The 14917-nt window shown below is 40.8% G+C and carries 15 protein-coding genes; 6 read left to right on the forward strand and 9 right to left on the reverse strand.

Features of this window, described 5'->3' with window-relative positions; genetic code table 11:
- Positions 1-42: 42 nt before the first annotated feature.
- From DOZ58_RS06165 to DOZ58_RS06180, 4 genes are read right to left on the reverse strand one after another with little or no spacing between them, the layout of a single operon-like run.
- On the reverse strand, positions 43-2223 hold the full coding sequence (locus DOZ58_RS06165; RefSeq protein ID WP_371414196.1) for a chemotaxis protein CheW: 2181 nt from the start codon (positions 2221-2223) through the stop codon (positions 43-45).
- Positions 2148-2570: a hypothetical protein gene (locus DOZ58_RS06170; protein WP_111887526.1), complete on the reverse strand. Its 423-nt coding sequence runs from the start codon at positions 2568-2570 to the stop codon at positions 2148-2150. The genes DOZ58_RS06165 and DOZ58_RS06170 overlap by 76 nt, the downstream gene beginning before the upstream one ends.
- Entirely contained in the window at positions 2543-3532 is a 990-nt protein-coding gene (locus DOZ58_RS06175) for a methyl-accepting chemotaxis protein (RefSeq protein WP_111887527.1), read from the reverse strand. The genes DOZ58_RS06170 and DOZ58_RS06175 overlap by 28 nt, the downstream gene beginning before the upstream one ends.
- A 49-nt stretch (positions 3533-3581) precedes the next feature.
- Entirely contained in the window at positions 3582-3947 is a 366-nt protein-coding gene (locus tag DOZ58_RS06180) for a response regulator (RefSeq protein ID WP_111887528.1), read from the reverse strand.
- Between the two features lie 452 nt (positions 3948-4399).
- On the opposite strand from DOZ58_RS06180, the gene DOZ58_RS06185 reads away from it, so the two are divergent.
- Positions 4400-4900 carry a TetR/AcrR family transcriptional regulator gene (locus DOZ58_RS06185; protein ID WP_111887529.1) on the forward strand — a complete coding sequence of 167 codons (501 nt, stop codon included), beginning with the start codon at positions 4400-4402 and terminating at the stop codon, positions 4898-4900.
- Between the two features lie 381 nt (positions 4901-5281).
- Positions 5282-5584: a DUF6442 family protein gene (locus DOZ58_RS06190; RefSeq protein WP_111887530.1), complete on the forward strand. Its 303-nt coding sequence runs from the start codon at positions 5282-5284 to the stop codon at positions 5582-5584.
- Between the two features lie 554 nt (positions 5585-6138).
- Here DOZ58_RS06190 and DOZ58_RS06195 read toward each other — a convergent pair.
- From DOZ58_RS06195 to DOZ58_RS06205, 3 genes are all read right to left on the reverse strand, one after another.
- Positions 6139-6435, reverse strand: a complete 297-nt coding sequence (locus DOZ58_RS06195) for an STAS-like domain-containing protein (RefSeq protein WP_111887531.1) — start codon at positions 6433-6435, stop codon at positions 6139-6141.
- Positions 6436-6636: 201 nt separating this feature from the next.
- Positions 6637-7884 carry an ATP-binding protein gene (locus DOZ58_RS06200; RefSeq protein WP_256372218.1) on the reverse strand — a complete coding sequence of 416 codons (1248 nt, stop codon included), beginning with the start codon at positions 7882-7884 and terminating at the stop codon, positions 6637-6639.
- A 36-nt stretch (positions 7885-7920) separates the two neighbouring features.
- Positions 7921-9074, reverse strand: a protein-coding gene (locus DOZ58_RS06205; protein ID WP_256372196.1) for an IS3 family transposase whose coding sequence is annotated in 2 segments (ribosomal slippage) — positions 7921-8792 and positions 8792-9074 — 1155 coding nt in all. Because the reading frame shifts where the segments join, the coding sequence is not laid out codon by codon here.
- Positions 9075-9118: 44 nt separating this feature from the next.
- Between DOZ58_RS06205 and istB (DOZ58_RS06210) the strand changes: the two genes are divergently transcribed.
- Both istB (DOZ58_RS06210) and DOZ58_RS06215 read left to right on the forward strand, forming a co-directional pair.
- Positions 9119-9814: an IS21-like element helper ATPase IstB gene (istB, locus tag DOZ58_RS06210; protein ID WP_242988622.1), complete on the forward strand. Its 696-nt coding sequence runs from the start codon at positions 9119-9121 to the stop codon at positions 9812-9814.
- A 74-nt stretch (positions 9815-9888) separates the two neighbouring features.
- A complete protein-coding gene (locus DOZ58_RS06215; protein WP_162624455.1) occupies positions 9889-10104 on the forward strand; it encodes a helix-turn-helix domain-containing protein in 216 nt (71 codons plus the stop codon).
- Positions 10105-10231: 127 nt separating this feature from the next.
- Here DOZ58_RS06215 and DOZ58_RS06220 read toward each other — a convergent pair whose 3' ends face one another.
- Positions 10232-11059 (reverse strand): ATP-binding protein, encoded by an 828-nt coding sequence (locus tag DOZ58_RS06220; RefSeq protein WP_242988546.1) that lies wholly within the window; start codon positions 11057-11059, stop codon positions 10232-10234.
- 140 nt (positions 11060-11199) lie between these two features.
- Between DOZ58_RS06220 and istA (DOZ58_RS06225) the strand changes: the two genes are divergently transcribed.
- Both istA (DOZ58_RS06225) and istB (DOZ58_RS06230) read left to right on the forward strand, forming a co-directional pair.
- The gene (gene istA / locus DOZ58_RS06225) at positions 11200-12444 is read left to right on the forward strand and encodes an IS21 family transposase (RefSeq protein ID WP_111887535.1); all 1245 of its coding nucleotides are present in this window, start codon (positions 11200-11202) and stop codon (positions 12442-12444) included.
- Positions 12438-13226: an IS21-like element helper ATPase IstB gene (gene istB, locus DOZ58_RS06230; RefSeq protein WP_111887536.1), complete on the forward strand. Its 789-nt coding sequence runs from the start codon at positions 12438-12440 to the stop codon at positions 13224-13226. The genes istA (DOZ58_RS06225) and istB (DOZ58_RS06230) overlap by 7 nt, the downstream gene beginning before the upstream one ends.
- A 3-nt stretch (positions 13227-13229) precedes the next feature.
- On the opposite strand, the gene istA (DOZ58_RS06235) is transcribed toward istB (DOZ58_RS06230), so the two are convergent.
- The gene (istA, locus tag DOZ58_RS06235; RefSeq protein ID WP_111886994.1) at positions 13230-14699 is read right to left on the reverse strand and encodes an IS21 family transposase; all 1470 of its coding nucleotides are present in this window, start codon (positions 14697-14699) and stop codon (positions 13230-13232) included.
- Positions 14700-14917 lie beyond the last annotated feature (218 nt).

Consider the following 14917-nt stretch of genomic DNA (forward strand, 5'->3'; position numbering starts at 1 on the left):
AAAACAGCATCCCCATTTATTAGATGAAACACTAAGAAGCTTTTATCCTCCATGATTCTCTTTTCCGACACCATTTATTAAATCAATGGGATTAACAATCAAGACAACTTGTCCGTTTCCCAGTAGGGTCGAACCGGTTATTCCCGGAATCGCGGCCAGGTGACCTTCGAGCGTCTTCACTACAAATTCCTGTTCATTTTTAAGCCGATCCACAACAATGGCATAGTTTTCGTGACCGTTTGTAAGAATGACGGCGTTTAGTTCTTCTTTTTCGGTATCCTTGTCTCCGGTTGCAAAAATCTGTGAAAGCCATTCCATGCCAATCACCGTGCCTCTTAAATAGATCAAGTATTTCCCATTATAATTGTGGATGCTACTGGTTTTTATTTTTACCGTTTCAACAATATTATCGAGTGGGAAAATATAGGTCTCCTGGCCGACTTCAACAATCAGGCCCCGGGAAACTGCCAGTGACAGCGGTAACTGAATCGTCATTTTTGTGCCCTTATCCACTTCACTCTCAATGAATATTTTCCCGTTGATTTTATTGATATTGCTTCTAACAATATCCATCCCCACACCGCGTCCCGACACTTCGGTAATTTCTTTGGCCATACTAAATCCCGGCAGAAAAATGAGATTGACCAATTGATTTTTAGTCATTTTATCAGCTTCAGCCTGCGTAATCAGTTTTTTTTCGAGAGCCTTGCTTTTTATCAACTCCGCATCAATTCCTTTTCCGTCATCTTCGATTTCGATATAAACCAGCTTGTTTTTATTATACGCTCTCAGGACAATCCGGCCCTTTTCAGGTTTGCCTTTTAATAACCGCTCCTCAAGTAGCTCGATGCCATGATCGGCTGAATTCCGAATAACATGCACCAATGGATCACTGATTTGTTCGATAATGGTTTTATCAATTTCGGTGTGCTCGCCCTCCATAATAAGTTCCATTTTTTTTCCGGTACTCTGAGCAATATCCCGGATTACCCGTGGCATTTTCTGAAAAACGGTTTTTATTTCAACCATTCTAATCGACATGATCGTATTCTGGAGTTCATCCGAAATGCGATTAACATAGGCTCCCACTTCTTTGACCTCTTTTGAGATTTGCGGCAGTTTATACTCCGTCGTCAGTTTTGACGAAATATGCATAAATGAGTTTTTGGCGATCAACAGTTCCGAAATCATATTCATCATTTTATCAAGTTTATCCTGGTTAACTCTAATGCTCTGGGTCACACCATTCTGGGTCGGTTGATTAGAATTTTGATTATTCTGTGATTTTACCTCAGCTGTCCCAACTGGTTCTGATTTTATCGTTGCGGTTTTAGCATCTTTCTTACGTGGTGGGGTTGATGCATTTTCGTCTACTCCACTTTTGGCCTGCAAATCATGCAACTGTTTATTGATCTGATCGAGCATTTTCTGATCTTCCCGATTGTCAAAACGCTCAGCCTCAATGGAATGGATGAATGTCTTAATATAATCCATCACAAAAAAGCTGAGATCGACGAGTTTGTTTTCGAAATTATATTCTTTATCGCGAATCAACGCCAGCAGACTCTCATAAGCATGTACGATTTCTGATAAGCCCTTAAGGGCACCATAAGTCGTATCCTGAGGATTTAAAACGGCCAGGTAGATCCCAATCCCCCCCTTAAGACTATGGACTGTTCTAAATATTTCATCAACGGCTTCGCGATCAGCACTGTTGCTGTCCAATCGCATTAATAACTCATTCTCGATTTTTTCAAGATGCTCCAGGCTTTCAATTTGAAACTGTTCCTTGATCTCTGCGGCAAGCTCTTCCTTAAAGTCCTCCGACTGCAGAATGTCCATATTTTCTTTTGCAGTCACTGGTGCTGGTGAATTTTTCTCTTCATCTACACAAATCCGCCCGTTTTCAACTGCCTGTATTAAACTCTGCCGCAACAAACTTTCCTGGCGATTGGGTTTAATCTCTGGAACACATTTACCCGCTTCATTGGTAAAATACTCATCTCTAATTATTTTGTTGAGTTGATCAAGGTAGTCTCTGAAAAAATCCACAAACAAAAGCAGGCTATCAATCAATTCGGTTTTAACACTGATCTCATTTTTTTCTAATGCCATTAAAACTGTTTCGATCTCATAACATAATTGGGTTATCCGTGGTAGTCCAAGAAAGGATGACCCACATTTAATCTGATGAATCTCATCATAGAGATCATGGGGAAACACCAGATTGTCAGTGTATAACTCAAGCCTTGCAGTTCGGTCACTTTTTCCGCTGAGAAACCCGCTCTTTCACTCATTTGAGCCGAAGATACCGATAGTTTTTCTGCGAACAAGGCCCCTCTTTCGGCCTTTTCGGCCTGTAAAAGCGCACCTGCGGATACCTGCTCCATCGCTTTTAAGATTTCTGCTGCCGTCGCATTTCCTTCCTCCACATTAGCAGAGAGTTCTTCGGAAGCTGCAGCCATGGACTCTGATGACTTTTGTGCATCGGTTGAACTTCTAAGATCCTCGGCCATTTGAGACAGATCCGCTGCTCCGGCATTTAACTCATTAAAGGCTTTGGTCTGCATTTGAATGGCTTTCTCAACTTCTTCAGCGGCACTGCTTTGCTCTTCTGAAGCTGCCGCAATGGTTTCCGCAATGGCCAGAAATTCCTGGCTCCCTTGTTTGCCGTCACGGCATTTTGCGATACTTCAGTAATTGCTGCCATGGCAATCACAACCCCGTCATTAATTTTAATCAGGTCTTCTGATGTTTTAGCGGCTTTTTCAACTTCACTGTTGGCCACCTTACCGGCATTCTCAATGTCAAGCACCACAACTTTAACATTACTTTGAATCTCATTGACCAGCGTCCTGATATTTGTTGCCGACTTTTCCGAGGTTTCGGCAAGATTTCTGACTTCATCCGCTACGACGGCAAAGCCTTTGCCGTGTTCTCCGGCGCGGGCCGCTTCAATGGCCGCGTTCAGTGCTAAGAGATTGGTTTGATCGGCAATGCGAACAACCGCCTGAACAATTTCGCCAACTTCATTCGATTGTCGTTCCAACTCACCAATGAGTTTCACCGATTCGCTATTGGTCTCAGCCGATTCTTTGATCCCTTCAATCATCAGTTCGATATCACCAGATATATTACTAATCAGATCCTTTGCTACTTCCGCTCTTTCGAACGATTCTTTAGCTCGCCCATCGGATAATACCGATGCTTTTTCAACCTGGTTAATCGCCGCCCGGGACTCTTCCGCCGCCGAAGCCGCTTCCGTTGCTCCACTGGATATCTGGGCCATGGTAGCTGCCAGTTCTTCGGCCGCACTACTTGCTTCTTCTATCCCAGAAGCCATTTGTTCGGTGGCAACAGCAATCCGCTCGGCTAATTGCTGCTGTTTGGCCAGCGTTCGGGCTCTTACCTTATCCTTTGCCTGGCGTCTGGCCAGCTCACGTTTTCGTTCCATTTCATCCGATGCAGCCGCTGATTCAAATGAGATGCTTTCTCGTTTTGCACTTGGGGGCGTAGCCAACTTTTTTTCCATACTATTTTTGACCTCCTAAAGTCTTATTCATTTATTTGCCGGGGCTTGTTTATGCCATATCTTTATACTTACTGAGGTTTTTTATCACGGCTTCACTTGTGTATGGTTTAACAATAAAACCTTTTGCGCCACTTAAGATCGACTCTTGTACATATTTCTCCTGTCCTAATGCCGAAACCATGATCACGATGGGTAAATAGTCCATTTTCTTGATCTCTTTCATGCAATCAAGTCCATCCATTTCGGGCATGGTAATATCCAATGTAACGAGATCTGGTCTGAACTCCTGGATTTTTTCCAGTGCGACCCTGCCGTTTTCTGCTTCAGCCACCACTTCAAACCCGTTGCTTTCCAACAAATTTCTAAGCTGCATCCGAATAAACGCAGCATCATCTACTATTAATACTCTAGTCATAGTCACCTTCCTACTCTGTATAAATGATCAACTGAAAAGCGAGCGCATAGCGTGAGAGATAAATAATTTCTAAAAATTCTAAATCATTTGAATGATTTCATATTCTGATTATATTTATAAACCCATGCCTGATGGAACGCTTTATTTTAAATTTGTTTAACTTTAAATCTAGCATAATCAAGGTTGTAATTATTATCAATGATCAATCATACATAGAAATGTCTATTATTTGTCATAACTCGTTTTAATGTTTTATAATCATCATCTTTTAGTAATCTGTCTAATTACGAGTTTGCTTACTCACTTCAAATTTAGTATAATGACTACATTATTCTATTCTAATCTATCTTGAATTGCTTTTTTGAAAGGACAAATGACTTACATGGAAAAAAAAAATCGATCGCCGAGTTCGAAAAACGAAACGTCAACTGCAAACTGGCTTCATCGAATTATTGCAGGAAAAAAGCATTCAAAAAATAACCGTCCGTGAACTGTCGGATTTAGTTGATATTAACCGTGGAACATTTTATCTTCATTATAAAGATGTGTTTGATATGCTAGATCAAATTGAGAATAAATTGGCTGAAGATTTTCTAGATATTCTTAGTCATTACCCTTCCCTACTTGAGGAAAGTAATGTCTACCCACTTCTCGTTGAGGTGTTTTCTTTTATCAAATTAAACGAAGGGATGATGCGGGTGGTATTTTGTGAGAATCGATCACCTGTTTTTTTAGATCATTTAAAAAGCAGTGTTAAACAAAGATACTTTGGCGACTGGAAACGAATACATTTCGTGAAGGCACCGTTTGAAGTTGATTACTTTTTTTCCTATTTTATCTCGGGATGCATTGGCTTAATTACTCTTTGGTTGGAAACAGAAATGAAAGAAACGCCGCAACAGCTTGCCAAACTCACCGAGCGAATGATCTTAAACGGTAACCATGCCATCTAATTAATATCCGAGAAACGTAACCATTCCTCTATATTCAAATCGTATATCGTCAACCGCATCGCAAGTCGCTGAACCGAAAAAAGAGCATATATAGCAATAATATGTCCTCTAGTTTCATCAGTAAAATTTTATTCCTTGGCGCTTTTATGATCTTGTCTCGACAAACTATTTCTAATCTGATATAGTTAGAACTAATAAATAGGTAATTGCGAAACTAATTATAAAAACTGACGTAAATAAGCCATTCCGAGCCCATTTTGGTTAAATATAAGCTAATTTGGTGAGGAGATGCATAAATATACTATGTAAGAAATGGCTTATCCATGGGGTTTATTGAGTTTTGCAAACACCTAAGAACTAATAAAAATTTGGAGGTATGAAATGAAAGATGATGAATTATTAAATGAAACCCCAAATCCAGAAGCGACTCAAACGGTAACTGCTGATAAATCCCAGGATTATGGTTTACTGGGTCTAACCGGTATGTTTATCATATTACTTGGTTATAATCTATTTAAAGGCCTTCCGATCAGTGATTTAAATGCAATGTTCTGGGGATACCTGGGGATGGCTTTTATTATCAAGTATCGACAGGAAAAAACGACCAGTAACCTGATTATCGCTATTGGCGGCATCGTCGCCTCACTTTCGGCACTTGCAAATTATATCCTTAGTACCTGGTAGAATAAGAACTAAAAAAGCTGATCCGATTAATAAATAATCTGATCAGCTTTTTTGCTGCACTGGTACTTAACTTTAATTATAAAATTTAAGCTCTTGTGGGCGTGTAAAAAAGTTTGCACAAAAAACGGTAGTTTTTCCTTCTTTACTTACCTCAAAAGCATAAAAAAGTTTGCACAAAATTTATGCTTTTTTACTTTTTAGAAATTATCTGCTTTAAAGTTTGCACAAAATCTAAAGTGAATAATATTAACAGACCTGATATTTGATTAATTAACCCACTCTCTACTTCTTTCTCTCTAATTTCCATTGTTCTTCTTTTTAATACTTGATTTCAACATTCTATTATTTACAGGTATCCATAATCATTTATTTGATGATGTATTATATCATAGATATAATTAAATTATATTATTTTACACTTAACTTTTTACCTTATTTATCTTGTAATGTTGTAATAAATCAATCATTCTACCATCAACTATAATTTCATGATTTTCTTCTATGACATAACTAAATAGTGCTCTTGCCAAAAACGGTACTTGATGAAGGTATATTTATTTTGATCGTTCAGAAAGCTTGGCCGTATTTAAAACCCGAGTGATCATATTGTGGACGATTTCGTTGGTATTTACTGTATTGATTTGGATATCAGGATGTTTATTTTGAAAAACGACAAATATTTCATGACAAAAAGCCTGGCCAACATCAATAATTTCATCGAAATCAATGGTAATTTCACAAAAATCGTATAAGTTTTCTGTAATTCTTCTTGCTTGAGACCGGGCAACTGGATAGCTATGGTCACAGAATTTTTTTAATTTAATCTCCGTTTTTTCAAACTCTTGATGCATTTATGAGCCTTCTTTCATTTTGATTTTAGGTATAAGAATTCATCAATCTTAATTCTTTAAGGTGCATTACCATTACGATTTCCTCTATAAAATTCTGTCATAGTAGTTTGTCACTCAGAAAGTTCTCGCAATTTCAAACGAATTTCCCAAATCCACCAATACCCGTCATCTTGTGCTCCATATCGTTCTACTTTTAAACCGCTATAAGCAAAACACCGCATATAACGGGATCGACAAAACATCATTTTTAAATCCAAAATTTTTCCCAGAAATCCGAATCGAATAATCCTGATTATGTTTTTTTACATAAACTGACAAACTTCTGGATTTTACATTTTCTCTCGCTTTAACCTCAATAGGAAATACAACGCTTTGTTTCTCAATTATAAAATCAATCTCTGATGTCCCTGAAGTCCAGTAATATAAGGGATATCCCTTCTGAATTAATACATCAGCAACATAATTTTCAGTAAGCGCGCCAATAAAGACATGATCGTTGCCTTTGATGATATCATATTGATTGACTCCAGCCCGGTGCGACAACAGACCCACATCACCCATATAGAGTTTTAACGAAGCAACATCTCTGAAAATAGTTAATGGATGCTGCCCCTGCTCGACCCGATCGCATTTTATGACAATCCCCGAGGCCAAAAGCCAGTCTATGGATGGGCCAAAGAATGACGCCCGCCCACTTCTTGCAACAACTTTATATTGAAATTTTTTGTTGTCTTTGGCCAATTGCGCCGGCAAACTGTCAAAACAAGCCATGATTTTCGTTGTGTCGCCATGGGATGCATATTTGGCCATATCCGCAACGTAGGTATTGATGATTGCTCCCTGGATTTCTGCTACTTCAAGCATATCGTTGTTTTCGGTATATTCTTTTACTGCTTCGGGCATTCCACCCACAATTAAATATTCACGATAAAGACCCATGGCTTTTTTGTGTAAAGCCGCATCCATCGGCTTACGTTTTTCATAATACGCCCTTATTTCCTCCGCCAGCATATTCTGATTTTTTGCCCACAAGAATTCTTCAAAATCCATGGGATACATATGAATTTGATTAACTTTTCCAACCGGAAAACTAAAATTATCGCGTTTTATAGTGATGCCAAGCAAACTACCCACACCGATGATGTAATATTCTGGAGCATCTTCACAGAAATATTTCAAGCTTGTCAGCGCACGTTCACAGGCTTGAATTTCATCGAAGACAATCAATGTTGACCCCTTATTAATTTTTTCTCCAAAATAAACCTCAAATCGATGAATTAAAAAATCTGGCGAGATATTCCCCTGGAAATCCTCTGCTAATTCCCTGTTTAATTCAAAATTGATATAAATCATATTTTTGAAATATTTTTCTCCAAAATATTTAATACTAGTTGTTTTCCCAATTTGACGGGCTCCATTATAATGTACACGCTTGTCAAGACACGAAATTAGAAATTTTTAGATAAATCTCCTTTCGCGTTTTGATTAGGCAGCCAATGCCATATTTTCATAGAATACAGCTGCCGGTGTTTTGTAATTGAATCGCTGGTGACCTCGCTCATTGTTATATTTAGCGATGTATTCCTTTGTCATGGCTCTCACTTCAGTGACGGTTTCCGGGTACAGCAAATACAGGCGTTCCCATTTATATGATCGAAAAAACCGTTCAATGGCAATATTGTCGGTAGCACGGCCTTTACCGTCCATGCTGATTTTTGTCGTTTTAAAGCTTTTAATCAGGTCAATATAGGCATTTGACGTAAACTGACTGCCCTGGTCACTGTTAATGATCTCAGGTGCACCATAGGTTTGAATGGCGGTTTTTATAACACGGGTGACCATGTCGGTTTGCAAGGTGTTGCTGATGGTGTATCCCACAATATAACGGGAATACCAGTCAATAATAGCGGTTAAATACACAAATCCATTTGGGGTTCCTATATAAGTAATGTCAATGGACCACACCTGATTCGGTTGGTTAATTTCAAGATTTCTCAGCAGGTAGGGATAAGTTTTGGCTGCTTTGGCTCGCTTACTCAGATTGGGGCCGGGATAGAAACAAACAATATCCATTTCCATCATATAACGCCTGACAAGACGCCTGCCTACTTGATGAAAGCCCAGTTTATGCAATTCATTCCTGATTCGTCTGACGCCATAGGCTGGCTCCTCAAAATGAATACGATCAATGGCGTTTTTGATATTGATTTCATCTTTGGATGGCGCAACATCTATGGGTTCATGATAAGCTGTTGATCGCGATAGCGTCAGAAGTTGGCACTGTTTTTTTATGGTTAAGAAAGGGTGCTTCCAATCAATTAACGTTCTTTTTTCTTCATTTGAGAGATTTGGATTTGTTTTTTTTTAAGCCAATCGACATCCAATGTTAATTCGCCTATTTTCTTTACGAGCAGCTCCTTTTCATCTTCATGCTCTTGTTTGAGTTTGTCAACATCTTCATTTTTCTTATTGAAGACGGCGGACATATTGGCGATAAATTCGGTTTTCCAGCGGCTTAATAATTGCTGAGATACATCATACTTCTTAGAGATCTCGGCTAACGTATTTTCTTCTCTGAGGATTTCCAGCACGATGGCTGCTTTTTCCTCTGGGGTCCAGGTTCGTCGTTTTCTACTCATGTGTATAGTTTATCTTATTTTCTGGATTTTGTGTCCAACTATTTGTGGACATTATAGAAGGCAGCAGTCACCAGGAATATCTGTATCAGATACTCAGTGAAGAACTCCATTACCGGGAGGTCACCCGCACCCAAAAGCTGGTGAACAGCGCCGGTTTCTATGGGATTAATACTTTCGAAGGGTATCGGTTTGATGAAATCACCCTGCCTTCGGATTTGACCCCTGAAGGCCTGAAATCCCTTGCGTTTATCCACGAAAAGAAGAATCTTATCCTGTATGGCGGAACCGGAACCGGTAAAACCATGCTGTCAACCGCTCTCGGGGTAGCCGCCTGTCGGCAGGGAATCCCGGTAAAATTCTTTCGGACGGCAGCACTGGTGAATAAACTGTCCGAAGCCAAAACCGCCGGCACCCTGACCGTTTTTTTGAAAAGGCTGAATAAAGCGGAAGTCATTATTCTGGACGAATATGGCTATGTTCCACTGGATCGAACGGGAGCACAGCTCCTGTTCGAAATCATATCCGATTGTTATGAACGCCGGACCATCATTCTCAATACCAACCTGGAATTCTCCCGATGGGTCAATGTGCTTTATGATGAACAGATGACGGCTGCCATGCTGGATCGGCTGCTTCACCACTGCCACCTGCTCATGTTCCCGGGGCCCAGTAACCGAATGCGGGAATCCAGTATCAATGAATTATATCGCTCAATTTCAGACAATCAATTAAAAAAATAATAATTGCCTGCAATGCTATGATTTCTCGCAAAATCGCTTCGCATTTTAGCTTGCAAAACTATGGATTTTCCATAATGCAACATTCTGTATTTTTAACTTGCAACTTTCTGCAAAAAGTACTTGCAAAAAACAATCTGGCTACAACTGCCAAAGCGTTGTATTTACACCGCAACACGCTGATTTACCGGCTTGATCGAATGGCTACAATGCTAAACGTGGAGTTAAAGGATCTGAATACCAACGAATTATTTTATCTGCTGTTTTCCTGTATGCTGGTGGAATATCTGTAAAATCTACCTGATTATTTCACGCTAAGAGTACCGCCAGTACACGCTAATGATACTGGCAGTACTTGAGATGATACCATTGGTTCACAAAATGATACCGGTAATACCGGCATTCCCTAAAATGGGTTCATTAAAGGTTTAATACAAAATCACGCATATTTATACTGCCTGAGCTGACAATGTGAGCACCATGTATAATGCGATCCATAATAGAATCAGCCAGAACACCACCACCGAGACGAGCATGCCACTCCTCGATCTTATACTGCGTGCAGAAAATGGTAGCACCGTTGTCATAACGGCGTTCGACCAGTTCAAAAAGAAAATGGAGTTCATCATCAGAAAGATCAGTAATTAGCCATTCATCAAGGATCAATAAGGGATAGTTCGTATATTTTTTGAGTTCCCTGCTTTGCCCATTCGGCTGGTTCTTTGCTTCGCCGTATTCCATCAGAAGGTCGGGCAAGCGAATATACCGGGTGCGAATGCCCTGTTTACAGGCTTCTTTTCCAATGGAACAAGCCAGATACGACTTTCCCGAGCCAGTGAACCCGCAAATGATGATATTCTGATTGTTGCTGATAAAAGTACCGGTAGCAATTTCCAGAATCAGATCTTTATCAAGATGTCGTTCAGCAAAGAAAACATCCTGAATGGCGGCATTCGGAATTCTGAATCGAGCCCGTTTTATAAGGCTTGCAACACGCTTGTTGTGCTTTTCCTGATAAACATAATCAACAATCATTTTCATGCGTTCGTCAAAAGAGAGGGTGGCATAAATCGTATCTTTGGCCTGTCTGTCAATCACCTGAATCATTTCCTCAAGCTGAATTTCGCGGAGTTTGCGTCGGGTTTCGTCATTAATCATTGTCGTAACCGCCGTAGTAAGATGCCCCACGGATAAAACCGGTGGTACTCGCTGTTTCAGCTTGATGAGCGGCATCCCGGTCTTTGGCATAAAGGATATCTTCGCCAGCGGCTAATATCGGTTCGAGATGTTTGTATTGTCAAAATCGGTGTTAAAATACCCATAATAAACGGTTGAAAATTCCCCAAAAACACGGTATGTTTCTTCTTAAAGATAAGGAGGACAACCGAATGATTACAATTGAGGAGTATTACATGATCAAATGTTTAAAGAACAAGGGAATGTCAATCATGCAGATTTCCAGAGAAATGGGTGTTGATCGAAAAACGGTCAGCAACTGGCTTAAGCACAACGAACCGCCAGCATATCGGAAACGTCAGTTTCGGCAAGGAAAGCTTGATCCGTTTAAAGATTATATCCTGGAACGAATGAATGAAGGCTGTGTCAATGCCGCTGTGATTTTTGATGAAATTGCAGCCGACGGGTACCAGGGGAAAATGACGATTCTTCGGGAATTCATGAAACCATATCGCGAAAAAGTGTTAGCCAAAGCATCAATCCGCTATGAAACGCCCCCTGGCAAACAGGCCCAGGTTGACTGGGGAGAATTCGTTGTCACGATGCCCGATGGAAAGCTCAAAAAATTGTATGCCTTCATCATGGTTTTAGGGCATTCCAGAAATTATTATCTTGAGTTTACGGAGAGTTCGAAATTTGACACATTAATCGGTTGCCATGAACGGGCATTTGCCTATTTTGGTGGTGTAACAGAGAGCATTCTGTATGACAATATGAAAACTGTTGTTGCCCACAGTCACAAAACCGGCAACGATAAATGGAATCAGCGGTTTTTGCGATTTGCCGAGCATCACCATTTTATTCCGGTTCGGCATCGGCCTTATCTGCCCCGTTCCAAGGGCAAGGTGGAACGCGGGGTCCGATATGTACGCGGCAACTTCTGGCCCAGAGTCAAAAGCTTTTCCGATCTAACTGACCTCAATGAACAGGCTCGACTCTGGCTGGATACGAAATGTAACGTCAGGCTTCATCAGACAATTCACAAAATTCCCCGTGATAGACTGAAGGAAGAACAGCTGAAACCCGTTAATACCGAACCGTTTCTTTCTGTGGATCTGGTCAGCAGGAAGGTCATGAATGATTGTATGATCAGTTATCAGTCCAATTATTTTTCCGTTCCCTTCCGCTTTGTTGGTCACCGTGTCGGTGTGCGGGATCTGAGAAATGGAACGATTGAAATCTATGATGAAACTGGTGCTTTGATTGAAGGTTACCGGAAACCGGCTCAAAAACATCAGGTTCAAAAAATGAAAAAGCACTTTGAAGGATTGAACAGTCAAAACCATAAAGCCAAAGCCCGCAAAGCACCGCTTATGATTCCAGATCAATCGCCCAAAGTGCATCAAAGACCGCTCGCAGTCTATGATTCTTTAGTCAGTGAGGTGACCATATGGTAACCCATCACCTGAAGGAAGCTTTTGATCGTCTGAATCTCACGCATATGGCCGCCGTTTATGACCACCATGCTGAAGAAGCTTCCAAGGATAGTATATCCTATTTGGAGTTTCTGGACAAGCTGCTTTGGGCAGAAATTGATGCAAAAAGAGAACGGACAACTACGACGAACTTGAAACTTGCAAAATTTCCCTATATCAAGGCCATCGATTCATTTGACTTTGATTTCCAGCCCAGTGCCAATCAGCGTAAGGTAAATGAACTGAAAACGCTCGCCTTTGTGGAACGTTCCGAAAATGTCGTGTTTTTGGGCCCGCCCGGCGTTGGCAAAACTCATCTGGCCGTAGGTCTGGCGGTTTGTGCGATCAAAAGTGGCTATACTGCTTATTTTCTCAGTGCACATGAACTGATTTCAATGATTCAGGAAAATATTGTTTCCGGGCGCATTCATCGCAAACTTAAAACACTGAATAAACCCAATATCCTGATTATTGATGAAGTTGGCTATGCGGCCATGGATGATGAAGTGGCTCATTACTTTTTTCAGATTGTTTCCAATCGCTATGAAAAAGGCTCAATCATTCTGACTTCCAACAAGTCCTACGGTAGTTGGGGTGATGTGTTCGGAAATAATGTCGTTGCAACGGCGATCCTGGATCGACTGCTGCATCATTCCACAACGATCAATATCAAAGGTGACAGCTATCGGATTAGGGAAAAGAAAAAGGCTGGCTTTTATGATGTCAGCCTATATGAAAACGAATCGAACGATGCTAATGGGTAATTTTTACCGTTTATTTTGGGAAGTTTTAAAACGGTATTGACAGTATCTCGGCGAACGAAGCGTTTTGAGGGCCATTTCGCAGGCATTTTCAAGCCGTACCGCCGAATATTTTTTAGCCAGTTTCAGTACCGACTTTGACGGATTAAAAGCTCTTTCCGGGAGCCGGGTATTTTCGAAAATCAGCTGAATCACCGCCAAAGTTGAAGCACCGATGCTCTGTGCTTCTTTCATAAAACGTTCCTGATTCCATTCCGCCTGTTTAAAACTTTCAGGCAAATCTTCATCATGAGTCGACCAACCATCAATGGTATAGTATGGGAAACGATGATGACTGGCAATCCGCTCATTGTGGCAATAAATCTCAATAAATGAATCACCGACACGTAAATCGGCTTTTTTACCCGCAAACTGATAAGGACAGGAATAATGATTCTTTTCAAAAACGATATGACAATCCGAATAGATTTTATTGTTGTAAAACCAGGTAACTGGCTCATAGGGATGCACCGGTAATGGTCTCAAACAGGTGCGCTCAATGGTGTCGTGGATTTCAGTACGACTGCCTTGCCGTTTCTGGAAAGGCCGGTCATTAAACACTTTGAGAGCCGCCAGGACATCGACTCTCAAGTCGGCAAGGGTGTAGTAGACATTATTTCGAAGTTTGGCAATCACCGCCGTGGCGAGTTTACCAACGCTGCCTTCAACCGAAGCCTTTGCTTTTGGTTTTCGCACCGGGGCGGGCATAATAGCCGTGCAATAGTGATCACCCAAAGCTTCATAAGCTTCAGTGAGAATGATGTCACCTTCCCTGGGATGCGTAACAACACCCGTCTTGAGATTATCACAAACCGTGCGAACCGTTGAACCACCAAAGTATTCATACATGTGCACATGACAATTGAGCCAGGTATTTTGTTTCATATCTAAACATGGTTCAACATAGGTATACTGGCTGTAAGGCAAGGTGCCAACAAAGAGATAAACTTTTATCTCATCACCGGTCACCTGGTCAATCAGCTTTTGGGTTTTGCCACTCCAGTCAACTTCGGCGATCACACCCGGCTTATGGGTCAGATGATTGGTTAGCTTTTTACGCGCCACTTCATCGCGATAACCATTACAGAATTTCGTATAACCAACGTTGAGATGTGACGTGGCAGTGCATTGATCCCGATACTCTTGCCAGAGAATTTTGAGGGTGACGCCCACTTTGGTCAACTCATTATGAACATAGTCATAATCCGGCAGCGCATAAACGGTTTCTTCAGCATGTTTATGCGGAAAGAACAGATGATAGACTTCGTCTGAAGACCGGTCTTTGATCTCATCATAAGAAAGATGCTGTTCTTCAGCAATACGGAAAACTTCATTAACAGAAGTTTTTGACATGTGTCGGCTGCGTGCGATTGATGATTGCGAAAGCCCATTAGCACGCAATTCCATAATGAGCTTCACGGCAATTTTTCTGGACATATTTATGTCCTCCTTTATAATGTATTAAGGAATATTGGATATTTATTCCCTGATATACATTATAAGGCAGCAGTATCATTCCATGAATAGCCAGTATTGATTTGTGAATCGTCCACGGTATCAATGTGTGTGCTACCGGTATCCAATTGAATATCGTTGGTATCATTACCGTGAAATATTCACTTATGCTTAAAAAAACGATACTTTGTGTAAGCTGT

This window comes from Acetobacterium sp. KB-1, from assembly GCF_003260995.1.
Lineage (GTDB): Bacteria > Bacillota > Clostridia > Eubacteriales > Eubacteriaceae > Acetobacterium > Acetobacterium carbinolicum.